This window comes from Candidatus Tisiphia endosymbiont of Ditula angustiorana (assembly GCF_964026425.1).
Classification (GTDB): Bacteria; Pseudomonadota; Alphaproteobacteria; order Rickettsiales; family Rickettsiaceae; genus Tisiphia.
Genome location: NZ_OZ032143.1, coordinates 1154865 through 1179330 on the forward strand (window position 1 = coordinate 1154865; position 24466 = coordinate 1179330).

The window sequence follows — 24466 nt, forward strand, 5'->3', positions numbered from 1 at the left end:
TTACGAGCAGTATAGCAAAATTGCGAGAGGTAGATGAGGAATTATCAAAACTAAAATCAGAGCAGCAAGAAAAACAGGCAGAGCTACAAAAGACGAAAGAAGAATTAACCGGTACTAGTGAGAAATTGCTTGAAGCTAAAAAATTGCATGGAAAAGAAAGTGAGCAGGCTAAAGAATTACAAGATCAGGTAGAGGAATTAACCAAGGTTCAGCATCAATTAACGACTGAGTTAAAAGAAACAAGAGAAGGGGCAGAAAGTCGAATAGCAGGACTTACTAAAGAAAAAGAATCAGCAACTCTCGACTTACAGGCAGCACGATTAGCCTATGAAGCAATGCTTAAAGGACAATCAGAGGCAGCTGTAGCAAAATTGCGAGAGGTAGATGAGGAATTATCAAAACTAAAATTAGAGCAGCAAGAAAGTCGGAGTGAGCTAGAAAAGAAGCAACAAGAATTAATAACCGTTCAAGAAAGCCTAAAGGCAGTTGAGCAAGAATATGGTGTAGAAAGTAAGCAAGCTAAAGAATTACAAGCTCAGCTAGGTGGATTAACCAATGAGAATAATAATTTACAAACTCAGTTACAAGCAGAAAAAAATGAAAAAAAACAGTTAGAGATACTTAGTGGGAAGAAAGATTTAGAGTATAATTATTTAGAGGCAGAATACGAAAAACAACAGGCAGAGCTAAAGAAAATTCAACAAGAATTAACCGAAGTCCAAGAAGAACTAACGTTGGAAAAAGCTATTTCTGATGAGCAATATGACCAAAATAAAAACTTTAAAACTCAGCTAAATCAAGTAACCGACGAGAATGCGGGTTTAAAATCTCAGTTAGAAAAAATAAAAGAAGATACAAAAAATCAGCTAGAAACACTTAGTGTAAGAAAAGATTTAGAGTATAATGCTTTAGAAGAAAAACAAAAAGGGGTTATGGATGAACTTTGGGGGAGGTTGGAGGTTGCTCAGGAACATGCCCAAAGAATCCAAAAAGATGAACAGGCTAGGGTAACAGAGCTTAAAGATAAGGATGTTAGGATAGCGGAACTTGAAGCTAAAAATGCTGCACTTCTAGAGCAGTTGAAAAAATTACAAATTAAGCCGGAAGTACAAGGAGCTGGGATTCAAACGGATGAGATAGCTGGTAAAGAGAAGACGTCAGTAAGTACGGAAACAGAGAATATTACTAAAGAGTTTAGAGCAGTTGATAGCCAAACAGATAACATGCATGAAAAGCTAGAGCAATCAGTAGGTACAGAGTATAGGTCTAGTATGGATAGTGGCGTGTCAACCGAGGAAGTTGCAACTAATGTGGCAAAGGTAATTGTTTAGGAGCAAACAGTACCTACTTCAATTGAAGAGCAAACTGTAGATAAAGTGTTGGTTCAGAATAAGACTAAGGGTAATGTTTATGACGATGATAAAATATTGCAAGCTTTTAAGGAATTGTCAAGAGAGCAAGTCCAGCCAATTGTTAATAAATTTTCTTTGAAATCTACAAGCAGTTTTGCTCAATTTGCCCAAGAAAATGTTGATGAATTATCCAAAGCATTTCAGGACTCAGAAGTACTACGAGAGATAGAAAATATTGAACAAAGAGGCTATACAGATATTCATGAAAAATTTGCAAATGAGTATAAAGATATTGAATGGCAAGAAAAAGAATCAGGTAAAAGCTTTAGCTTGCAGCAAAACGGTCAGGATGTTGTGACAATAAATGAAACAACATTGAATCATGATGACAAAAATGCTAAATATAAAACTAGTGAGGGAGAAGAAATTAAAAATGCTCGTATGGTAAATATACCGTTATCTATAGATATGAAGGGGGCGTGCCATATGTCTTTTGCAGTACAAGATACAAATGGACGTAATATTAGTAAAGAAGATGCTGTATATTTGACTGCTCACTATAAGAATGGCAAGTTAGTGCATCTGACCAAACCTACAGAAATATTTTCTTGTTCTGATGACAATAAGTCACCTTTATATTTGAAACGTAAGGGTAAAACTTATACTTTACCAGTAGATAAAAGCACTCTTGAGCAACTTGAGCAAGAAGTCCTTAAAAACAAAGGAGAATATGTAGGGATAGTTAAAAATGCCCAGGGTAATATTAGGGTAAATTCAGCTGCTATTCACGGGTTGCAACCTGATTGTGTAACAGCTGACCCTCTTTTTAAGGATGCGTCTCAGCTATTACACGATGCTAATGCCACCCCTGCTTTAGATGGTTCTCTAGATATGAAAGGACTTGTTCATAAAAAACCTAACCGAAATGTAGGTAGTGTCGGAAAGTTTTAACGAGAGTTGCTAATTATGTAATAATTAGCAACTTATATTAAAATTTCACTGATCCATTAACATAGAAAGAGTGGGTAGTAAAATTTTTCTTTAAACTATAATCATAACCAGCACCTAATTCAAGTGCTGATACAGATTGCATGTTTATACAACCTCCTAAAGTATACATAACATTCTTTGGAGAAGGTCTTAGAGATTTTGTGATAGTTACTGTTTGAGTATGGTGTTCTATGCTAGTAAAATTAATAATGTCGTTTGAATTATTTAGTAGAATAGTCTGATCTAGTTTGAAGTGTACCTTAGGAATAATTGAAATATTTTTTACCAAAATGCGTTTACTGAAATCAATTCCAGTTTCAAATGATACTCTTTTTCCTTTCCTAGTTGGTACATTAATATTAAAATCTTTCCTATATTCTGTAAAATTTTTGATTAGAAAACGATCAAATATTATTCCTACCATTGGTTTGAACAAAAATTTATCTAAATCAACTTTATAGTGAGTTTCAAGCTTCGCACGTCCTACATAACCGTTAGTCTTGCTGTTAATTGATATAGTATCTCTTTTCCCTAGATTTTTAATAAAGGCTTTACCATATTTAAGATAAGAACTCAGATACATATTTGGTGATAAGGTATATTTGCTGTAAATTGCAGCTACGTGTAAAATACGTCAGTTTGGGATAAGATATAGATGAAATAGTAATAGATAAAAGGATTGTCAAAAAGGAGTGCCTGCAGTATTTATATTTTTAAACAAAAAAACAAACTACAGGCATGAAAAAAGATATCACAGAATTATATAGTTTTATAGATGATTTTTGTAAAATTTATTTGGAGTATGAACAGAGAAAGTTATTACCATCAAATAAGCAGAGAAATCGCTGTTGTAGCATGAGTTTAAGTGAAATGTTAACAATAATAATTATGTTTCATACATCCTATGCTAAGAATTTTAAATTTTTCTATAAAAGTTATATAGAGTGCATGCATAAGGATGATTTCCCTAAAGCCTTGAGTTATAATAGATTTGTTGAATTAATGGCACGATTATTCATACCGCTAAATATGTTGATTCATTTGTTGTTTGGTGAGGAAACAGGTATTTATTTTATTGACTCTACAACGATTAAAGCTTGTCACAATAAAAGGCGTTATAGCAATAAAGTTTTTAAAGGATTAGCCAAACATAGTAAATCCTCTATGGGGTATTTTTATGGTTTTAAATTACATGTAATAATCAATAATAAAGGGGAGTTTATGGCATTAAAAGTGACCAAAGGCAATGTAGATGATAGGATTCCAGTACCGGAGTTAACAAAAAGATTAACTGGAATTATAGCAGCTGATAAAGGTTATATTAAGCAAAATTTGTTCTTAAATTTATATGAAAGAGGCTTAAAAATGATTCATGGAATTAAGAAGAATATGGAAAATAAATTAATGGATTTGAAAGAAAAAATCTTACTTCGAAAGCGTAACTTAATTGAAACAGTTTTTGATTATCTAAAAAATAAAATGAACCTTGAACATACTAGACATAGATCACCAATAAATGCCTTTGTCCATATATTATCTACTCTTGTTGCTTATTCATTAAAGAAAAATAAACCTTCAACAAAATTTGATTTTAATCTACATGTTCTCAATATCCTTATCCCGAATTGACGTAAAATAGTATTTTGCTTATCATTAAAGATGTTTTGAAATTCAGTGTATGAATTTGCATTAGCATATGCGATTCCTATAATAAGTTCATCAAGAGGCTGTGCATCAAAACCTAGAACGAAGCCTTGCTGATTATTTTTAAAGGGTAAAGTATTTCCTTTTTGTTTGCTAGTAGAGTTCATAACTTGAATCCACCCTCCTTTTTTAATATAATAATCATTATCCCCTGCCGCTGCCATATTTACCGTAGAATTATGTTTTAATAGATTATTTCTAGTACTTAAAGCATTTGAAATTAAATCCAAGTAATCAAATTCTATATATGTAGTATATTTTGCTATATTTTGTTCGATATCGAAATTAATAGGAGGGATATAAGGTTTTTTTCAACTAATATTATAGTTTCTGCAGGAGGTTGAGGTGCAGCTACGAGAGTTTGCTTATTATCTACAATCTGTTCATCCTTCTGAGATTGATCATTATCTGCAAGAGGTTGAGCTGCAGGAGGTTGAGGTGCATCTGCAGCTGCAGGAGGTTGAGGTGCAGGTGCAGCTGCAAGAGGTTGATCATTAGCTACAATATGTTCAACTGCGTAATATTCAGACCTAGCTACAATATGTTCAATTGCGTGATATTCAGGCTTATCTACAATATGTTCAACTGCATGATATTTAGCCTCAGGAGGCTGCTCATTAGCTACTATTGGCACAGCCTCTTCTTTAAACAATTCTTCTAACCCAAGATTATCTTCAAATATATCATGTACAGCTATACTCCTTTTCTGCCTTTTAGTTTTGTAAAGTTTCGGTGGATTCTTATATTCATGTAGCTCTACGTTGTTTTCGCTTACTCCTTGTTTATTGTCCACATTGTATATTACAACTTGGTCAACTATTGCGTGTATTGTTGAAGATTGTTCTTGAGTTATTTGTGGAGGTTTATCCTCATAGAATGTCGGTTCTAGAAGAGGTGGATGGTTAGTTAATTTAGCTACTGAGGGCATAGTTTCTATAGGAGCTATAGTTTCTGCAGGATACTGAAGTTTAGTTACTGGAGGTGTAGTTTTTGCAAGAGACTGAGATTCAGTTACTATTGGCACAGCCTCTTGAGTTATTGGTAGGGGAAACGTTACTATTGCTATTTCATTACTGTTTTGAGAGGGTGCAACATCTTGATCAGATGTTGCATTTGGAGTTCTATCTATTTCTAGAGGATGAGATTGCAATATAGGAGGAGCTGAAGAAGATCTTCTATACAATCTTGGTGGTTTAGATTCCTCGTCATCTAGTTTACTATCTAGGGATTCATCACTAGAATCAAGATTTGAGGCATCTGATGATCTTCTTGAATAATATAGTGGATCGAGTGGTGCTAATGAAGATGACCGTGAAAACCTTTTGAAGGAAGAATCTATGAATGATTCATCTTCAGAGTCGCTCCACTCTTCCTTTTCAGATTCTGATGTGCTGTGATGAGAAAAAAAACCTTCGTCTAGTGATTGGGGTCGGGGGAGTTCGAGGCTAAACGTACGAGTAATAGTTTTCTTATCTTGATAATATTTAGGTTGTTCTGTTTCGACGCTATGTCTGCGAGTAATAATCTCCTTACATTGATTATTACCGTCATTTTCTGTTGAAAACTCTTGAAATTCATCGTGTAAACTTTTAGTGTTTACTTGTGGTATAGCTTCATTGGTTAGCGTTTCATTATTAGGGGGATCTAATATTAGAGGCGTAACAACAGAAGGCTCTATTTGGTATGGTAATATCTCTGTTTGCATACTTAAGCTTGGAGCTGGAGGTTGGTCATCAAGAGATATATAAGGTGATTTTACTGACACCAAATTATTAGAAGTTTGAGGTTGTATATCTACCTTGGATTCAAGTTCATTTTTTATTTCTAATAATGCTTTAATTTTATCTTGTTGTAATTTAATAGCACTTGATAGTTGGTCGTAATTATCTTTTTCTTGGTTGAGTGTTGACACTGTCTGTTCTATCTCATCTATATATTGTTGTGTGTCTTCTAATTTTTTCTTTACTTCATTAAGGCTAATAGTGGGATCTTTTTGTGTTTTATCACTATACAAATTTTCCAAATCTTCTAGGGAGACGCCTAGATCTTTTAGAATGCTTGTTACATCATCTTGGCAAGAGCTTTGTTTTAACTCTGCTTCTTTTGTGCTTAAATACATTTCTAGTTCCACCAAACTATTTTTATCATCGTTTGTCTGAACTTCATCACTATAATATTTATTTTGACCCTCATCTATTAGTTGATTTATTAGTATTAAACCTTTCTCTTTTATATCTTTCAGCGTTTCGTTATCTGATATTTTTTCTTCGATCATGTTTTTCTTTGAACTATACTCTTTCTGTGAATCAAGTAATGTTAAATAATCTGCTTCTAGTAACTTAAGTTCTCCTGAATAATAATTGTTTTTTTTACCAAATGCTTTTGTTACTCTATGTGAATTGTATTTTTGTTTTAGTATTTTCAACTCACCATGAGCTTCATAAATAAGTTGCAGAGTTGCCTCTATTTCATTTTCAAAGTATTCTCTATGAGTAGTTGGGTCTGGATGAGGTAGATTTATACTCTTCTGCTTTGAAGAATTGGTTTTGTAAAACTGCGGGGTATTCGCGTACTCACGTACTTCATGTACGCTCCGTTCTCTCACCCCTTGTTTTACCTTCCAATTCTCCAAATCATTTGAGTATATTTGCTCATTTCTTAGTCCTGCTGCCAAAACATTAGATGTACCAAACCCTTGTAATAAAAAAAAAAGAAAAATTATGCACTTTGTTACTAAATATCTATTAGATCTATTAATAAGAAAGTTATTTTGTAGCTTGTTAAATAAAACCATTTTATTACCTGTTAGTTAATTTATTTATTAAAGATTAATTAATGTTAATGCGATTGTCATAGAGAGGGAAAGTAAAAAGTGTATTTATAATTTTATTTTTAAAGGAGAATTTATTAATATGTGATAAAAATCACGATTACAGATTAAGTATATTGTTATAAAGCATGACTTTAAATATGAGAGAACTACCAAGAAAAAAGTAAAGTAAGGCAAGAATATTAAGTGAAAATGTGATTTATCGACTTCGAATTATGGATCTTTAATTTTAATTCATCAAGGTTGAACGTTATGTTGACAATTGCCCCTCCCTCGTGCTTGTTTGCTAACTCTAGTGTTGCACAATGATCTTGTGCTATTTTTTTGATAATGGCTAGCCCTAAACCAGTTCCTTTAGATCTAGTTGTTATATAGGCTTCTGTAGCCCTATCAATTAAATTTGCTTGGAATCCTACTCCATTGTCATTTACTGTAATAGTAATCTGATGGTTAGACTTGGTTATAGAAACAGCAATAACACCTTGTTGAAATCTAGTAAGTCCTATAGATTCTTCGGCATTTTTTAATAAATTAACCATAATCTGATTAATTTGAGTTGTATCACAGATGAAATCTATGTGCTGATCAGTTGTGATGAACTTATATAATATTTTATCATTAATTAATTTTCGTGATTCAACCATATTCTTTATAAGAATTACTAGATCACAATCCATAAATATTGGGGCTGGTAATCTTGCAAAATTAACAAATTCAGAGACAATTTTCTTAATGTCGTCAGTATGACGTATAATCATCTGTATGTATTTGTTGAACTCTGCCTTATCTTCAACTTGATTACTAAATTTCCTAAGCAATCTTTCGGAGGCAAGATGAATAGGTGTCAAAGGATTCTTAATTTCGTGTGCTACTTTCCTTGCTACGTCAGACCAAGCAAGTGCACGCTGAGCTATAACTAGATCTCTTTGTTGATGATCAATTTGTTTAATCATCCTATTAAAAGCTGAGGATAAAACGCTTATTTCATCTTTATTAACAAGGTCTTCTGGCACTTGAATAGTTAAGTCCCCATTTTTAACCTTTTCAGTAGCAATCACTAATTTCCGAATAGGCTTTACTATCTTTGTAGCAAAAATCATCCCCCAGCTTATTGCAGCTAATAGCAGTAATAAAGCAATAAAAATAAATACTATAGAAAATTTGATCTGCATACTAGATATATGTTTTTTAAGACGATAATATTCTTCAGCTGCACCGTTAGTTTTATCAATATGATCAATAATTTTGGCATCAATCAATCTACCTACCAACAAATATATATCATTATGATCTTTAAGTTTTGTAAGCATTCGAATCTTTTTAGGATCAGATTTTATTTCAACAATTTCTCCTACCTCAGCTCTTTTCATTAAATGAGCTGGAATAGTAGCAAATGAAATTGCGAAACTTAAGAATGTATTAGCAATAACAGTATTAGTAGGTCTATGAAAAACTATAGCTTCATCAAGAGAACGCATCTCAACTTCAGTATTTAATGCTTCATTAAATGAAAGGGGATTATGTATTAAATTATAATACATCTCAGTTAAATCATCAGCGACAGATAATGCTGTTTCTCGTAACTGCAATTTATGTTCGTCTATATAAGATTCTGCTACTATTATTGACTGATCAAGCACAGCAGAAATCTTTTTATCGAACCAAGATTGAATACCAAAGTTAAAGAAATATGCTGAAAACACTGAAACAATAATAGTTGGGATTGTAGCAATCAAACTAAAGGTAATAATGATACGATTTTGTAATTTTGAAGACGTCTCCCTCTCACCTTTATCAATAAAATCTCGTAAAAATTTACGAGCTAATAAAATGCCTAAAAATAAGAATACAGCAAGATCTACTAATATAAGCCCTATAACTCTACTTGGGTCTGGACCAAGAGATTTCGACTCAATTGAAATCACATAATAAGTCGAGCAAGCCAATATAATGGCTATAATTATTAGAACAAATATTAATTTACCGCTATTACAATATTTTTTAAGATCTCGATAAAAGTAATTCAACATTTTTATTATTCAAAATCGTTTGAGTATATTTGAAGCTCTACCACCTACCTAGTACTACAGTTGTAGTTACCCACAATATCTAGATTATAGCATTTTTAATGAATCCTGAAATAAATTCAGGATGACGTCCCACGATTCCAAAGATGTGGGTAATAGGAAGGTGCTGAAGCAGGGGTGACATCGTTTTACTACTGATAATTTAGTGATACTACAACTGTAGTACTAGTTACAATTAATTTTCAAGCTATTATTAGATCTAGGGTGCGTCATCAATTGAGCCAAATTACCATGGAAGCCATATAAACAGCACCCAAAAAGTTCTGAGATGTTTTGTCATATCGTGTTGCAATAGCTCTATATTGCTTCAATTTTGCAAAAAAGTTCTCAATCAAATGCCTAGCTTTATATAGGTCCTTATCATACTTAGCTGGATTCACACGATTCTTCTTTGGGGGAATCACAGCTATACATCCCTTATCTTTCAGCTTATCTCGCATACGTACATCGGCATCATAAGCCTTATCAGCAAGTACAGCATCCGCTTTCGTCAATTCATTCATCAAAACATCAGATCCTTGCAAATCATGAGCTTGACCCGGGGTAAGATGGAATCCCGTTGGATTCCCTAGAGCGTCACATGTGGCATGGATTTTAGTACTCAGCCCCCCTTTACCTCGTCCAATTGCTTGGTCATCATCTAACTCTTTTTTTTAGCACCGGCACTATGTTGATGAGCCCTAACAATGGTTGAATCAATCATGGCATACTCGTTATCAGCATCTTCAGCCAGCATCTCAAAAACCTTTTTCCACACACCTGTCTTGCTCCACCTTGAATGACGTAGGTGAATCACTCGAAAATCTCCAAAACGTTCAGGTAGGTCTCTCCAAGGTATACCAGCCCTATATCGATACAAGACTGCTTCTACAAATAGGCGATTATCCTTGGCTGTTACACCAACAGACTCTTCCCTTCCAGGTAGCTTATCTTTAATCCGATCCCATTGATCGTCACGTAGAGCATATCGACGCATAGAGAAAATTTATCCTTAATTTTTTCTCTATTACACAACAAATAAACGCTCCTGTCAACTTAATTGATGACACACCCTAGTTTAAACCTAAGCAAATTCAAGTAACACCTGCCCACTAACCACCTGATCTTTCTCATTAACTAGGATTTTAGCAATTTTCCCATTACGTTCGGCAACAAGTATATTTTCCATTTTCATGGCAGTTAAAACCATAATCTCTTGACCAATAACTACCTTACTACCTTCTTGAACCTTAATTGCAATAATTTGTCCCGCAAGCGGGGCGTGCAGTTCTGTTTGCTCTTCTTGGATATTTTTTGTAATCATCAACGCTTCTAGTTCGGACATCCGTGGGGAACGGACATAGGCTTTAACAGTAATACCTGAATGTGATAACATATAACCTGTTAAGATATTGTCAAGTTTTATATTGGCTTTTCTACCATTTACAATACAGGAAAAGAGTCTACTGCCTAAGTTCCAGTTACTACGTATATAAATTCTATCATTTTCTTGTCTTATATTATAACCATAATCTACTGATTTAATTAAAACTGGAAATAGTTTATCATCAATTGATACAACCCATCTAGTGCCGATTTTATGAGTTTGATCGACTATTTGACCAGAAATTAACGAAGCACGTTTTTGTTCGGTAATATAAATAAAAATGGCTGTAGCGAGGAATATTTTAGTGATTTCAGAAGTTAAGCTTGCTCCAGAAAAACCATCTGGATATTCTTCTTCTATAAAAGCAGTATTTATATCACCTGCTATAAAACGAGGATGTGATATTACTGCTTCTAAGAAACTAATATTATGAGAAATACCTTGTATTATGTAAGCACTTAAAGCAGAACGCATAACCTCAATAGCTTGTTCTCTGGTCTCTCCGTAAGTACAAAGTTTTGCAATCATTGAATCATAAAACATACTGACTTCTCCACCAAGTCCAAGACCTGTATCCACACGTATGTTAGCATTTTTTGGTGGTTCTGCATATTCAGTAATTCTACCGCTAGACGACAGAAATCCACGCGTTGGATTTTCTGCACAAATTCTCGATTCAAACGCATGCCCCTTTAATTTTATATCTTCTTGAGAAAATGATAATTTTTCACCAGCAGCAATTTTTATCATCTCTTCTACTATGTCAATACCAGTGATCAGTTCAGTTACTGGATGCTCAACTTGTAGCCTAGTATTCATCTCAAGGAAATAAAAATTCTTATCTAAATCAACTATAAATTCAACTGTACCGGCTGAGTAATAACCTACCTTGCTAGATAAAGCTAAGGTCTCTTTATACATTTTCTGCCGTATTTCCTCGGTAATAAAGGAGCTTGGGGCTTCTTCAATCACTTTTTGATGATAACGTTGAATTGAACATTCTCGCTCACCAAGACAAACACTGTTACCATATTGATCAGCTAATAATTGTATTTCAATATGCCTTGGGGACTTAATTAATTTTTCAATGAATAATCTACCATCGCTAAAATTATTTACTGCCTCAAGCTTAGCTGATTCAAAGGCATCAGCCATTTCTTCAGAATTTCTTACCACTCTCATTCCACGACCACCACCACCAGCTGTTGCCTTAACTATAACAGGGAAACCTATTTTTTCTGCAATTTCTATGGCCTGATTTATATTGCTGATAGTACCAATATAGCCAGGGACTAGGCTGATTCCTGCTTCCATAGCAATTTTTTTTGCTTCAATTTTATCACCCATTTTCTTAATAGCAGAAGCATTGGGACCTATTAAGGCAACTCCTTCCCTTTTTAAGATATTTGCAAAATTTGAATTTTCTGATAAAAATCCATATCCTGGATGCACCGCCGAAGCACCACTTGCTCTAATAGCATTTACAATATTTTTAATTGACAAATAGCTCTCAGTGGCAGGAGAATTGCCGATATAATAAGCTTCATCAGCATATTGTACATGCATTGAATGTGTATCTGCTTCAGAATATACTGCAACTGATTTAATACCCATTTTCTTTAGGGTTTGCATTATTCTCAAAGCTATTTCACCACGATTGGCGATTAAAATTTTATCAAATAATGGTTTAGTCATAAAATCTCGTGCTTAAGTATACTAAAGTGGTAAGTTATCATGCTTCTTCCATGGTAATTGTATTTTTTTATTTTGAAGAAAGTTTAATGCTTTACATATGCGCCATCTAGTATTTTGAGGCTTTATAATATCGTCTAGGTATCCTCTAGATGCTGCAGCGAAAGGAGAAGTGACAGTATCTTTATACTCTTGGATTTTTCGTTTTTTTGATTCTGGATCTTTGCATTCTTCTTTAAATATTATTTCAGCAGCTCCTTCAGCCCCAAGTACTGCAATTTCTGAGTTAACCCACGCATAATTCACATCACCACGAAGATGTTTTGAGTTCATCACTATATAAGCTCCACCATAAGCTTTTCTAGTAATTATGGTAATTTTTGGTACAGTTGCTTCAGCGTACGCATATAACAATTTTGCTCCATGTTTAATAATTCCGTTATGCTCTTGATCAGTGCCAGGTAAAAAACCTGGTACATCAACTAGAGTTACTATTGGGATATTAAACGCATCACAAAAACGAACAAACCTTGCTGCCTTTCTTGATGCGTTAATATCCAAACAGCCAGCTAAATGTAATGGTTGATTCGCAACAAATCCTATAGGTCTTCCTTCCATATAACCAAAGCCGATTATAATATTTCTAGCAAAATCTGGTTGCAGCTCAAAAAATTCTCCTTCATCAACAATACGCTCAATTAATTCTTTCATGTCATAAGCTTTGTTCGGAATGCTTGGGACTAAGGTGTTTAGGGACATATCAACCCGATCAGCTGGGTCTTCGGTACGACGATGTGGTAGGGGACTGCGATTTGATAGAGGTAAAAAATTAAAAAACCTTCTAGTTTCTAGAAGTAGCTCTATATCATTTTTAAAAGCAAGGTCAGCAACACCACTCTTGGTAGTATGCATTTTTGCCCCGCCAAGTTGTTCTTGGCTTACTTCTTCACCTGTAACAGTTTTAACTACGTCTGGTCCTGTTACAAACATATAAGAAGTATTTTTAACCATGAATATGAAATCTGTTAAGGCAGGAGAATAAACAGCACCACCAGCACAAGGTCCCATAATTAAGGTGATTTGTGGAATAATACCGGAAGCAATTACATTGCGTTGAAATAATTCTCCATAACCACCAAGAGCGTCAACCCCTTCCTGAATTCTTGCACCCCCCGAATCATTTATGCCAATAACTGGTGCTCCTACTGCCAAAGCAGAATCGAGTATAGTGCAAATTTTTTTAGCGTGATATTCTCCAAGAGATCCACCTAACACGGTAAAATCTTGGCTATACACAAAAACCAACCTACCATTTATAGTGCCATGTCCAGTTATTATACCATCCCCTAGGAATTTTTTGTCGTTCATGCCAAAATTACTGCATCTATGTTCAACAAACATTCCTGTTTCTTCAAAACTCTCAGGATCTAGCAATACTTCTATCCTTTCTCTCGCAGTAAGCTTACCTTTTTTATGTTGTAAGGCGATTCTCTCTCCCCCCCCACCTTGACGGGCATTATTACGCTTTTCATCAAGTGATTCAGGAGAATTTACAATATGTTGATTCATTATGGCTATACTAGTTCATTATAAAATCATAACCTGTAGTATAATAATAAAATGTCGAAAAGATAGTAGAAATTTATTTGAATAGTTATAGAATGTCAGTAATAAAACTTGAAGAATTTATAGGAGGGTTTTTATAACAAAGGAAAAGCAGCAGAAATTACAAAATAGTGAGAGTAAATTTCAAAAACTGTCTAGTGCTTTAAAACAGAATATAGCAAGAAGAAAAAATAGCCAAAAAGTTCATATTGAGGATAAAAACAAAAGTGAAAATAATTAAGATCGCACCTTCGTTACTATCAGCAGATTTTGCTAATTTGCAAAAAGAAATCAGTTTTTTGGAAGAAGCTGGGGCTGATATGATCCATATAGACGTTATGGATGGACATTTTGTACCTAACTTAACATTTGGGTCTCCTATAATCAAAGCTTTAAGACCTCACACTACATTACCATTTGACGTACATTTAATGATTAATAACCCAGAATATTCGATTAAAGACTATGCTAGTAGTGGAGCGGATATTATCACTATCCATCCTGAAACCACTATCCATCTTGACAGAACTTTAAGTATTATTCAAAATTTAGGGCTAAAAGCTGGGGTGGCACTACTTCCCTCTACAAGTCCAAATTCTATAGATTATATTATTGATAAAGTAGATCTAATTTTAGCAATGACTGTAAATCCCGGTTTTTCTAGCCAAAAGTTTATAGAGAATCAGCTAGAGAAAGTCAAAATTATTTCAGAAAAAATCAAAAATTTTGGTAAACCTATAATGCTTTCTGTAGATGGAGGAATAAATGATGTTACCGGTAAGAACTGCATAAAAGCTGGAGCTGATATTTTAGTATCAGGTAATTTTATTTTCCAATCAAAAGATTATCAAAAACAAATAGACTTACTAAGACATTAAATATTGATGGAGATTATTGCCATGTTCCTTAAGCCATAATCTAGCCAACTTATAGTCTGGATAAAGTCTTGCTACTAAATTCCAAAAGCGAGTACTGTGATTCATTTCAATTATATGACACATTTCATGGGCCACTAAGTATTTTAATATTTTTTTTGGAGCAAAAATAAGACGCCAATTAAAAGCAAGTACAGCCTTACTAGAGCAACTTCCCCATTTGCCCTTATTATTCATAATTTTAATTCTAGTAAAGTTTATATTATGTTCTTTCGCTAGAAGAGTAACCAGTTTTGTGGTTTCTAGTAACAACATATCTTTCAAAAATCTTACTAAAGTACTTTTGTGTTGTGAGGGTAAGGAATATATTTGAATAACATCATCCGTGATTTGTACTTTTTCATAATCTGCATCAATATTTAATAACGAATATACTTCGTCAAAGACTGTTATTGTGTTATAATCAAAGGGAGGCTTATTTAAGAATTTTTGCAAATTTTGTCTAATCCAAGATTCTTTTTCTAACAAGAATTTATATCCTGTATTAAAATTTTTATTAGGTAAAACTAATTCAGCTCCTTTGTGGTTTATTCTAATGCTAATTCGTTTGGCTTTATTACTATATCTTACTGGAATATTAATATCAGACCCTAGTTTATCTAAAGTAATCTGCTGATGTTTCATGTTTAAAATCTAATTTAAAAATTATTACTAATATAGTATATTGATGATTATAGTTAATTAAATTTATTAAGAGTAACTTAATTATGCATACTTTATCTTTTGATGTAGATGACCAGTTAAATGAACAAATTGAAACTTTTGCTAAAGTGCATGACCGTAGTAAAGCCTATGTACTAAGAAAAGCTGTAGAGTTATATTTAGTCAATCAAAATGATCTTACAATTGGCCAGGGTAATTTAAAAGTCGGGCTGCAAGCCTAATAGATAAAGGAAAAAGTGCTTAATATGCACTCGATGTCATTCCCGCGTAGGCGGGAATCTAAAAAAATAAGCCTGAAAGACTATTAAGTAATATAGATCCCTGCCTTCGCAGGAATGACATTGGTGGTGGTTAAACTTACATCTATAATAACTAATGATTGCGACTTTTAAATTGCCCTGCAATTGGCAGGCAAGCTTTAGATGAGTTTTATAACGATGGTTTTAAAACTTACTCATTAAATCAAATTAAAAAGGAAAATGGCTTATAGTATTCTGTTTACGGATCGTAGTAGAAAACAATTTTCCAAATTAAATTATAGCCAATGATAGTATCATATGATACTATCATTTTATGAATAACAAACCACCTTTTCAAGTAAGTAATAAAGTACTTACATTACTGCAAGATATTGCATATGAGCTTGGTATTTTATCTGGAGCTAAGCTTTCTCTGCCTGCAGTAAAACTTAGAAAAAGTAACCAAATAAAGACTATCCATTCTTCTTTAGCAATTGAAGGTAATAGTTTAAGTTTAGACCAAATAACCAATATAATTGATGGGAAACCGGTACTAGGTCCTAAAAATGATATTATTGAAGTTAACAATGCCATTAAATTATATAATAATTTACATAAACTAAATCCATTATTAATAGATTATTTACTAGAGGCACATAGATTATTGATGCAAGAGTTAATAGTTGATAATGGCTATTTTCGAGCTAGCGGAGTTGGCATATTTAAAGGCGATGAAATAACTCATATAGCTCCTAAAGCTAGTCGTGTCCCATTATTAATGGATAAATTATTTCAGTTCATAAAACAAAATAAGGATATTCCGTGGCTAATTAAAGCTTGCGTATTTCATTATGAGCTAGCATTTATCCATCCTTTCTCAGATGGTAATGGACGAATGGGTAGGTTATGGCAACAATTATTATTAATGAAAGCAGATCCAATTTTTAAATATATTCCGGTGGAGGTACTAATAAAAAACGAACAAAGTGAGTACTATAACGTTTTAGCTGAGTGTGATAAAGCAGGGGAGTCTACCTTATTCATTGAATTTATGGCAACACAGATACTAGAGACTCTGCAACTATATGTTAATAATGTAGTATCTCCAGTCAAAACTCCTAAGTCTAGGTTAGAATTTGCTAAAATAAAATTACCAAATAGTTGGTTTTCAAGGAAAGATTATATTCTATTACATAAGGATATTTCTTCTGCATCGGCCAGTCGTGATCTAATCTTTGGTGTTAAGGAAGGTATACTAACTCATAAAGGTATAAAAAATCAAACTTGTTATAAATTTCAGTAGCCATTTTTATTAGTGGAGTTATAGTATAGCTAACCCGAGAAGGTTTTGGGTATATGTTAATCTTAGCTTAACCTCAGTTCGATATAAGAATTATTAATTCTTATATTGAACTGAGGTTATATAGTAAAATCCTATAATTAAGAGATTGAATGTCATTATTAGGGGATGTCACCCCTGCGAAAGCAGGGGTCTAAAAAATAGCCTAGAAGACTATTCAACCTTTTTAGATTCCCACCTACGCGGGAATGACATACTGGTGATCCACGCGGGCAAAGCCTACGCGGGAATGACGTCAACCCTTGTGGGGATTAGAAGGTTAATGAACTTTTATAAAAATTGATATTATAAGTAGTGAATAAGTGGATATATTAATGGAAAATTACGATCTAGCGATTATTGGTGGTGGACCAGGTGGTTACGTGGCTGCGATTAGGGCCGCACAACTAAATAAAAAAGTTGTGTTGATTGAGAAGGAGCATTTAGGGGGAGTCTGCTTAAATTGGGGTTGTATACCAACAAAAGCATTGCTTAAATCAGCTGAATTATTTCAAAAAATTAGACATGCTAAAGATTATGGTATTATAGTAGGTGAAGCAAGTTTTGACCTAAAAAAAATAGTACAGCGTTCTAGAGATATATCGACGCAGTTAACATCTGGTATTAAATCTCTGCTAAAAAAAAATAAGGTTACGATAATTGATGGCACGGCTAGGCTAGGAACAGGCAAGGTAGTAGATATCAATAATAATGGTCAAAAAATTTCGATTAAAGCAAAGGACATAATAATTGCAACAGGTGCAAGATCTAGAATCTTAGATGGATTTGAGCCGGATGGCAAGCAAATTATTACCTCCAAAGAGGCTATGGTTCTTGATAAATTACCAAAATCTATGATTATCGTTGGATCAGGAGCGATTGGTATAGAATTTGCTTCATTTTATAATGATTTAGGAACAAATGTCACTGTAATTGAAGCACAAAATAGGATTTTACCTAGTGAAGATGAGGAGATTTCTTTAATGGCACGAAAAACCTTTGAAAAGAAAGGTATAAAAATTCATACTAATAGCAAATTGTTAAATCATAGCAAAACCCAAGACCATATTGTAGTTGAAGTTGAGATAGATGGCAAAAATTACAAGATACAAGCTGAAATTTTGCTTATAGCCGTTGGTATAGTTGGTAACACGGAAAACCTTAATTTAGAAAAAACTAATATCAAAATAGATAGAGGTCATATTATTACCAATCAGTTTATGCAAACTTCGGAAGAAGGCATTTATGCAATAGGTGATGTAACATCAGCACCATGGCTTGCCCACAAGGCAAGTCATGAAGGTATTATTGCTGCGGAAACTATAGCGGGTCTTAAGGCTCATCCTATAGAAAAACGTAATATTCCAGGCTGTACTTATTCCTCACCACAGATTGCTAGTGTAGGACTTACTGAAGAACAAGCGAAAAAAGCTGGTTACCAAGTAAAAATTGGTAGATTCCCATCTATCGCTAACGGTAAAGCTTTGGTTGATGGTTATAATGAAGGAATGATTAAAACGATTTTTGATGTAAAGGCTGGTGAATTATTAGGAGCTCATTTGATAGGTGAAGAGGTTACTGAACTAATTCAAGGTTATGTAATCACTAGAACTATGGAGGGTACAGAACTTGATTTAATGAATAGCATTTTTCCACATCCAACTTTATCTGAAATGATGGGAGAAGCGGTATTACAGGCTTATGGTAGGGCTATTCATATATAAAAAAAATTTTCTTTTTGCTACTTAGTGGTAAGCATAAATTATGTTATAAATTGTCCTAGAATTATATGAGGAAAAAGAAATGAGTAAAATGAACCGTGAAGATTATGGAATCTACCCACCAAGGAGGAAAATAAACCTTGTTATGCAGCATGGCGTGTCATTTGGTTCGGCACTTGCTATGGCTATTTCATTTAATATAAACCACTCGTCGGTATTATGGGCAATCGTACATGGCGTGTTTTCTTGGCTGTATGTGGCTTATTATTGTTTGATTTAGTTTTAGTATAGCTAACCCGAAAAGGTTTAAGGCATAGTAATGGTGATAGAATTGATGTCATTCCCGCGTAGCGAAATCTAATACGATCTTACAACCCCTGCTTAGCAGGGGTCTAGAAAAGTTTAAATAGCTTAGAATGCTACTTTTTTAGATCCCAGCTTTCGCTGGGATGACATTGAGGAAAGCAGGGGGACATATACGATGAAACGATGTCATTCCTGCTTCGGTGCGGAATCTAAAAAAATAGCCTAAAAGACTATTAAACATTATGTCATCCCAGCTTTCGCTGGGATGACATAATGGCGGTAGGGATGACATCGTTTTGACGTTAGTACTACAACTGTAGTACTAACGTTATAGAATTTTAATGGATATAAAAACATAATGATTAACAATAAATTAGTACGTAACTATACTTCTGCTTTATTTGATAATGCATTGGCAAGTAGCTTGGAAGATAAAATATTACAGCAGATTACCATTATTAATCAATTTATCGAGGATAATTCGCAAATCAAGGCTGTTATATTTTCTCCTATAGTAAAGGATGTTGACAAATGTAAAATAATTGAGTTAATTACAGAAACCTTTAATATTGAATCTATAGTTAAGCGGTTTTTGTTAATATTACTAAGGCATTCACGTATGCCTATTTTATCAAACATAGTAGTATTATACCAACAACTACTTAATAACAGCAGAAATATTAAAATGGTAAAAGTAACTTCTTCTAAATCTTTGCAGACTAGAGAGAAAGAATGGTTAACAAAATATTTAGCAGATGACTTTCAGCAGAAGGTTGCTATAAATTTTCGCCAAAGTCAGTCAATTATTGGTGGTATTGTGGTGCAATATGATAGCATAGTTAGGGACTATTCTATTGCTGGAATGTTAGAAAAAATAACGAAAACCTTGAAAACTACAAAGATACAGCCGAATTTGGGATAACTTGTTATCCCAAATTCGTGTGTTAAATAAATTTTATATGAGGAATAACTATGGGGTCTACCCAACAATTAAAGGCTGTCGAACTTGCTGAAATATTAAAAAAAGAAATTGCTAATATTGATCAGCTTAGCGATTTACGAGAAGTAGGGCAGGTTGTAACAGTTGGTGATGGTATAGCTAGGGTATATGGTATCGATAATGTGGAAGCTGGCGAGGTAGTTGAGTTTGCGTCAGGAGTGAAAGGTCTTGCTCTTAATCTTGAAACAGACTCTGTAAGTATTGTATTAATTGGTAGTGATCGAGAAGTCAAACAAGGTGATGCGGTAAAAAGAACTGGAAAGATTTTACAAGTACCAGTTGGTAAGTCATTGCTTGGTAGAGTCGTTGATGGTATGGCAAATCCTATTGATGGTAAAGGCGAGATTATAACTGATACATATAGGAATATAGAGGAAAAAGCTCCGGGGATAATTGTTAGAAAAAGTGTTAAAGAGCCGGTGCAAACGGGTATTAAAGTGATTGATGCCCTAATTCCTATTGGTAGAGGTCAGAGGGAGCTAATTATTGGTGACAGGCAAATAGGTAAAACCGCTATTGTTATCGATACTATTATTAACCAAAAACAAGCTCATCTTAACGGCGATGAAAAAAATAAAATTTATTGTATTTATGTAGCTATTGGTCAAAAAAGATCGACTGTTGCACAGGTAGTAAAAAGATTAGAAGACTCAGGAGCAATGGAATATACTACAGTTGTAGCCGCTACTGCCTCTGATCCTGTTGCGTTACAATATGTTGCACCTTACACTGGTTGCAGTATTGGTGAGTATTTTCGTGATAATGGTATGCATGCACTAGTTATTTACGATGATTTAAGCAAACATGCTGTTGCCTATAGACAAATCTCACTATTACTTAGAAGACCGCCGGGACGTGAAGCTTATCCAGGAGATGTATTTTATCTACATTCTAGGTTACTTGAACGAGCAGCAAAAATGTCAGATAAAGCTGGTGGTGGATCTCTTACAGCTTTGCCAATTATTGAAACCCAAGCAGGTGATGTTTCCGCATATATTCCAACCAATATTATATCAATTACTGATGGACAGATTTTTTTAGAAAATGAGTTATTCTATAAAGGTATCAGACCGGCAGTAAATATTGGTATATCAGTGAGTAGGGTAGGATCAGCAGCACAAGTAAAATCTATGAAGCAAGTGGCAGGAAGTGTGAAACTTGAGTTAGCACAATTTAGGGAGTTAGCAGCTTTTTCTCAGTTTAGTTCAGACTTAGACGTTTCAACTAAACAACTTATTTCACATGGTACAAAGCTTAGCGAAATATTGAAGCAGGATCAATATAGCCCTTTCCCTGTTGAGGAACAAGTGGTTAGTCTTTATGCTGGGGTAAAAAATTATCTTGATAGTATTCCTGTTGAACGAATAAAAGAATTTGAGCATAGAATGCTACAAGAAATAAAACTGAGTGAAAACGATATTTTAGTATCTATTAGAGAGCAAGGACAAATTACTGAAGAAATGGAACAAAGGTTAAAAATTTTCTTAGAAAATTTTGTGCAGAACTTTAATGCTTGTTCAGTAAGTTAATCTGAACTCAATATAAGAATAATACCATTTCCCATTATTAACTACGATAATATTACAGTTGTAGTTACTACCCAGAGCTGTCATTCTTAGCAACGGCGGGAATCTAAAAAAATAGCCTGAAAGACTATTAAACATTATTAGATCCCAGCTTTCGCTGGGATGACATCGTTTTGACATTAGTACTACAACTGTAGCACTAAATAGCGTAGTTAATAATGGGAAATGGTATAATTATTCCTCCCTGCGAAGGTGAGGTCATCCGCGGGAATGACATTGATGATATGGTAATGTTGTATCGACTTTAGGTTAAGATTAATTAGGTAGTATGTCAGGTTTAAAACAGTTAAGATCTCGTATTAAGAGCATTAAAACAACGCAAAAAATCACTAAGGCTATGCAGATAGTTTCGGCTACTAAGTTTACAAAAGCCAAAAACCAAGTTAAAGACTCAGAGGATTATATTGGGATTCTGCAGGGTATAATGTCTAGCGTGGCATTTGGCAATAATTTACAGGATCTGCCTATCGAACAGAAAAAATTTTTTTCGGAAGGATTATTAGACCAAGGTGACTTGAATATAAATAAGTCATATTTACTAATAGTAGTCACCTCCGAACGAGGTTTATGCGGAGCTTTTAATTTTTTACTGTCCAAGCAGGTAAAATCTGATATTGCAAATTTGGAAAATGCTGGTAAACAAGTAAGGCTTATTATTATTGGCAAAAAGGGTTATGATGCATTTAAGGGGCAATATTCCCATTATATTGATAATTATTATGAATTTCCAAAAGCTCATAATAATTTGTCATTTCAGGTCAAAGAAAAACTGATGGAGATGGTAGAGGATTCTAGAATTAGCAATTGTCAAATATATTTTAACAACTGTAAAAATGCTATGATACAGATTCCAACTAAAAAGCAAATATTGCCAATTGAAAAACAGCTATGTTCAAATGAGAAATATTTGAGCTATGAATATGAAGGTGAAGGGCTTATTTTGCATATGATTAATCTTTATGTATCGGCTCAAATTAATTATGCTCTACTACAAAATAGAGCTAGCGAAGAAGGAGCTAGAATGACAGCAATGGATAATGCAACAAAAAATGCTAAGGAGCTTATTAATAAGTTAACACTAAAACTTAATAGATCTAGACAAGATCTGATTACTAAGGACTTGATAGAGATTATTGCAGGGGCAGAAGCCGTATAAAAAATAAATTAAGGTAAAATATGACGAAAACTATTGGCAAGATTGTGCAGATTATTTCAGCTGTAGTCGATGTGCAGTTTAGTAGTGATGGTAAATTGCCCAAAATTCTCAATGCACTTGAGTGCGATAATAATGGAGAGAAAGTGATACTAGAAGTATCACAGCATATAGGAGACGATATTGCTAGATGTATATCTATGGGACCAACAGAAGGGCTAGTAAGAGGGCAAGCAGTAGCAGATACAGGAGAGACTATTAAGATACCTGTCGGTATTGGCACACTCGGACGCATAATAAATGTGGTTGGTGTACCAATTGATGAAAGAGGTAAGATTGATTCAACTGACTTTGCTTCAATTTACAAACCAGCTCCAAATTTTGTTGATCAATCAACTGAAAGAAACATTTTGGTTACAGGGATTAAAGTCATTGATCTTTTAGCTCCTTATTCAAAAGGAGGAAAAATTGGGTTATTTGGTGGTGCTGGGGTAGGAAAGACAGTGTTAATTATGGAACTTATTAATAATATAGCAAAAGCACATGGAGGATATACGGTTTTTGCAGGAGTTGGGGAAAGGACTAGAGAAGGTAACGACCTTTATCACGAAATGATTGGCTCTGGGGTAATTGATTTAAAAAATCCCAAAAAATCTAAAGTAGCTCTTGTTTATGGGCAAATGAACGAACCACCCGGTGCAAGAGCTAGAGTTGCTTTAACTGGTCTTACTATAGCCGAAAGTTTCAGGGATTTAGATGGAGGACAGGATGTCTTGTTTTTTGTCGATAACATTTTTCGCTTTACCCAAGCTGGTTCTGAGGTATCAGCCCTTTTAGGCAGAATACCTTCAGCAGTTGGTTATCAACCAACACTGGCAACAGATATGGGAGAGCTACAAGAGCGTATTACTTCAACAAAGCTTGGATCAATTACCTCTGTGCAGGCTATTTATGTGCCAGCAGATGACCTAACTGATCCTGCTCCTGCTGCCTCTTTTACCCATTTAGATGCGACTACCGTACTTAGTCGACAAATTGCTGAGCTTGGTATTTACCCGGCAGTAGATCCACTTGATAGTAGTTCACAATTACTAAATCCGGCAATTGTTGGAGAGAAACATTACTCGGTTGCTCGTGAGGTACAAAAAGTTTTACAGTCATATAAGTCTCTGCAAGATATAATTGCCATTCTAGGAATGGATGAGTTATCGGAAGCAGATAAATTAACCGTTACTAGGGCAAGGAAAATTCAACGCTTTTTATCTCAACCTTTCCATGTTGCCGAAGTATTTACAGGTATAGCTGGAAAATTTGTTAGTTTAGCTGATACTATTGAGGGGTTTCATGGGTTGGTTTCTGGCAAATATGACTATTTACCAGAGGCTGCTTTTTATATGGTTGGTAGCATTGATGAAGCAGTAGAGAAAGGTAAAACACTTAAAGAAAAAGTGGCATAATGAATAAAACAATTAGGGTTAAAATTGTAACGCCAGCGAATGTTATGTTTGACATGGAAGCTAGGATGGTAACGATGCCGGGAGAATTAGGAGAATTTGAGGTTTTACCAGGCCATGAGTTATTGATTGCAAATTTAAAAGATGGATTGACAAAAATTACAGTAGATAATTCTGTATTTAAGTACTTTATCTACTCAGGGTTAGCTGAGGTCACGTGGACAAATATAAATATAGTAACAGAGTTTGCTGTTGATACTAGCAGTTTGCAACTACATGAGATAATTAGGAAAATAGACTATTTAACAAAAGAAATAGACGAAGAAATTGATGATACAAAAATTGAGATTATTAAATTGGATATTGCTAGATATGAATCTTTGCTAGCTCATATTTAAAGAACTCCTCTTACGCATGGCATTTAAAAGTCATAGGGAATCTGAA

Annotated in this window: 20 protein-coding genes; 12 read left to right on the forward strand and 8 right to left on the reverse strand. The window is 34.1% G+C overall.

Annotated elements, in window-relative coordinates; genetic code table 11:
- Positions 1-20 precede the first annotated feature (20 nt).
- Together AAGD29_RS05500 and AAGD29_RS05505 are read left to right on the forward strand one after the other, a co-directional pair.
- Entirely contained in the window at positions 21-1331 is a 1311-nt protein-coding gene (locus AAGD29_RS05500) for a hypothetical protein (protein ID WP_341757370.1), read from the forward strand.
- Between the two features lie 45 nt (positions 1332-1376).
- Entirely contained in the window at positions 1377-2303 is a 927-nt protein-coding gene (locus AAGD29_RS05505) for a Sca4 family protein (protein WP_341757371.1), read from the forward strand.
- Positions 2304-2340: 37 nt separating this feature from the next.
- Here AAGD29_RS05505 and AAGD29_RS05510 read toward each other — a convergent pair whose 3' ends face one another.
- Positions 2341-2973, reverse strand: coding sequence for an autotransporter outer membrane beta-barrel domain-containing protein (locus tag AAGD29_RS05510; RefSeq protein ID WP_410521194.1), 633 nt, complete (start codon positions 2971-2973; stop codon positions 2341-2343).
- Positions 2974-3080: 107 nt separating this feature from the next.
- On the opposite strand from AAGD29_RS05510, the gene AAGD29_RS05515 reads away from it, so the two are divergent.
- Positions 3081-3971 carry an IS982 family transposase gene (locus tag AAGD29_RS05515; protein WP_341757373.1) on the forward strand — a complete coding sequence of 297 codons (891 nt, stop codon included), beginning with the start codon at positions 3081-3083 and terminating at the stop codon, positions 3969-3971.
- Here the strand turns inward: AAGD29_RS05515 and AAGD29_RS10290 are convergent.
- The 6 genes from AAGD29_RS10290 to AAGD29_RS05540 form a co-directional block, all read right to left on the reverse strand.
- The gene (locus AAGD29_RS10290) at positions 3893-4276 is read right to left on the reverse strand and encodes an autotransporter outer membrane beta-barrel domain-containing protein (RefSeq protein WP_410521135.1); all 384 of its coding nucleotides are present in this window, start codon (positions 4274-4276) and stop codon (positions 3893-3895) included. The genes AAGD29_RS05515 and AAGD29_RS10290 overlap by 79 nt on opposite strands.
- A 32-nt stretch (positions 4277-4308) precedes the next feature.
- The gene (locus AAGD29_RS05520; protein ID WP_341757374.1) at positions 4309-6840 is read right to left on the reverse strand and encodes a hypothetical protein; all 2532 of its coding nucleotides are present in this window, start codon (positions 6838-6840) and stop codon (positions 4309-4311) included.
- Between the two features lie 218 nt (positions 6841-7058).
- Positions 7059-8906, reverse strand: a complete 1848-nt coding sequence (locus tag AAGD29_RS05525) for a PAS domain-containing sensor histidine kinase (RefSeq protein WP_341757375.1) — start codon at positions 8904-8906, stop codon at positions 7059-7061.
- Positions 8907-9175: 269 nt separating this feature from the next.
- Positions 9176-9939 (reverse strand): IS5 family transposase gene (locus AAGD29_RS05530; protein WP_341757317.1). Its coding sequence is split into 2 segments (ribosomal slippage): positions 9176-9604 and positions 9607-9939, totalling 762 coding nucleotides; the frame shifts between segments, so codons are not numbered across the junction.
- A gap of 87 nt (positions 9940-10026) precedes the next feature.
- Positions 10027-12024, reverse strand: a complete 1998-nt coding sequence (locus AAGD29_RS05535; protein WP_341757376.1) for an acetyl/propionyl/methylcrotonyl-CoA carboxylase subunit alpha — start codon at positions 12022-12024, stop codon at positions 10027-10029.
- Positions 12025-12045: 21 nt separating this feature from the next.
- A complete protein-coding gene (locus tag AAGD29_RS05540) occupies positions 12046-13590 on the reverse strand; it encodes an acyl-CoA carboxylase subunit beta (protein ID WP_341753708.1) in 1545 nt (514 codons plus the stop codon).
- A gap of 263 nt (positions 13591-13853) precedes the next feature.
- Here AAGD29_RS05540 and rpe point away from each other — a divergent pair, with 263 nt between their 5' ends.
- Positions 13854-14504: a ribulose-phosphate 3-epimerase gene (gene rpe, locus AAGD29_RS05545; RefSeq protein WP_341757377.1), complete on the forward strand. Its 651-nt coding sequence runs from the start codon at positions 13854-13856 to the stop codon at positions 14502-14504.
- On the opposite strand, the gene AAGD29_RS05550 is transcribed toward rpe, so the two are convergent.
- Positions 14493-15185: a SprT family zinc-dependent metalloprotease gene (locus tag AAGD29_RS05550; protein WP_341757378.1), complete on the reverse strand. Its 693-nt coding sequence runs from the start codon at positions 15183-15185 to the stop codon at positions 14493-14495. The two genes, rpe and AAGD29_RS05550, sit on opposite strands and share 12 nt — an antisense overlap.
- 83 nt (positions 15186-15268) lie before the next feature.
- Here AAGD29_RS05550 and AAGD29_RS05555 point away from each other — a divergent pair, with 83 nt between their 5' ends.
- The 8 genes from AAGD29_RS05555 to atpC all read left to right on the forward strand — a co-directional run bounded on the left by AAGD29_RS05555 (position 15269) and on the right by atpC (position 24420).
- On the forward strand, positions 15269-15445 hold the full coding sequence (locus AAGD29_RS05555; RefSeq protein ID WP_341757379.1) for a hypothetical protein: 177 nt from the start codon (positions 15269-15271) through the stop codon (positions 15443-15445).
- A gap of 352 nt (positions 15446-15797) precedes the next feature.
- The gene (locus AAGD29_RS05560; protein WP_341757380.1) at positions 15798-16766 is read left to right on the forward strand and encodes a Fic family protein; all 969 of its coding nucleotides are present in this window, start codon (positions 15798-15800) and stop codon (positions 16764-16766) included.
- A gap of 371 nt (positions 16767-17137) precedes the next feature.
- Positions 17138-18526 (forward strand): dihydrolipoyl dehydrogenase, encoded by a 1389-nt coding sequence (lpdA, locus tag AAGD29_RS05565; protein ID WP_341757381.1) that lies wholly within the window; start codon positions 17138-17140, stop codon positions 18524-18526.
- A 661-nt stretch (positions 18527-19187) separates the two neighbouring features.
- Positions 19188-19751 carry an ATP synthase F1 subunit delta gene (gene atpH / locus AAGD29_RS05570; protein WP_341757382.1) on the forward strand — a complete coding sequence of 188 codons (564 nt, stop codon included), beginning with the start codon at positions 19188-19190 and terminating at the stop codon, positions 19749-19751.
- A gap of 50 nt (positions 19752-19801) precedes the next feature.
- Positions 19802-21358: a F0F1 ATP synthase subunit alpha gene (atpA, locus tag AAGD29_RS05575; RefSeq protein WP_341757383.1), complete on the forward strand. Its 1557-nt coding sequence runs from the start codon at positions 19802-19804 to the stop codon at positions 21356-21358.
- Between the two features lie 325 nt (positions 21359-21683).
- A complete protein-coding gene (gene atpG / locus AAGD29_RS05580; protein WP_341757384.1) occupies positions 21684-22571 on the forward strand; it encodes an ATP synthase F1 subunit gamma in 888 nt (295 codons plus the stop codon).
- 20 nt (positions 22572-22591) lie between these two features.
- Positions 22592-24025 carry a F0F1 ATP synthase subunit beta gene (gene atpD / locus AAGD29_RS05585; protein ID WP_341757385.1) on the forward strand — a complete coding sequence of 478 codons (1434 nt, stop codon included), beginning with the start codon at positions 22592-22594 and terminating at the stop codon, positions 24023-24025.
- Positions 24025-24420 (forward strand): ATP synthase F1 subunit epsilon, encoded by a 396-nt coding sequence (atpC, locus tag AAGD29_RS05590; RefSeq protein WP_341757386.1) that lies wholly within the window; start codon positions 24025-24027, stop codon positions 24418-24420. The genes atpD and atpC overlap by 1 nt, the downstream gene beginning before the upstream one ends.
- Positions 24421-24466 lie beyond the last annotated feature (46 nt).

Coding starts and splice junctions, on each gene's coding strand:
- AAGD29_RS05515 (WP_341757373.1), top strand. CDS start 3,081: ATGAAAAAAGATATCACAGAATTATATAGTTTTATAGATGATTTTTGT.
- AAGD29_RS05520 (WP_341757374.1), bottom strand. CDS start 6,840: ATGGTTTTATTTAACAAGCTACAAAATAACTTTCTTATTAATAGATCT.
- AAGD29_RS05525 (WP_341757375.1), bottom strand. CDS start 8,906: ATGTTGAATTACTTTTATCGAGATCTTAAAAAATATTGTAATAGCGGT.
- AAGD29_RS05535 (WP_341757376.1), bottom strand. CDS start 12,024: ATGACTAAACCATTATTTGATAAAATTTTAATCGCCAATCGTGGTGAA.
- AAGD29_RS05540 (WP_341753708.1), bottom strand. CDS start 13,590: ATGAATCAACATATTGTAAATTCTCCTGAATCACTTGATGAAAAGCGT.
- AAGD29_RS05550 (WP_341757378.1), bottom strand. CDS start 15,185: ATGAAACATCAGCAGATTACTTTAGATAAACTAGGGTCTGATATTAAT.
- AAGD29_RS05555 (WP_341757379.1), top strand. CDS start 15,269: ATGCATACTTTATCTTTTGATGTAGATGACCAGTTAAATGAACAAATT.
- AAGD29_RS05560 (WP_341757380.1), top strand. CDS start 15,798: ATGAATAACAAACCACCTTTTCAAGTAAGTAATAAAGTACTTACATTA.
- lpdA (WP_341757381.1), top strand. CDS start 17,138: ATGGAAAATTACGATCTAGCGATTATTGGTGGTGGACCAGGTGGTTAC.
- atpH (WP_341757382.1), top strand. CDS start 19,188: ATGATTAACAATAAATTAGTACGTAACTATACTTCTGCTTTATTTGAT.
- atpA (WP_341757383.1), top strand. CDS start 19,802: ATGGGGTCTACCCAACAATTAAAGGCTGTCGAACTTGCTGAAATATTA.
- atpG (WP_341757384.1), top strand. CDS start 21,684: ATGTCAGGTTTAAAACAGTTAAGATCTCGTATTAAGAGCATTAAAACA.
- atpD (WP_341757385.1), top strand. CDS start 22,592: ATGACGAAAACTATTGGCAAGATTGTGCAGATTATTTCAGCTGTAGTC.
- atpC (WP_341757386.1), top strand. CDS start 24,025: ATGAATAAAACAATTAGGGTTAAAATTGTAACGCCAGCGAATGTTATG.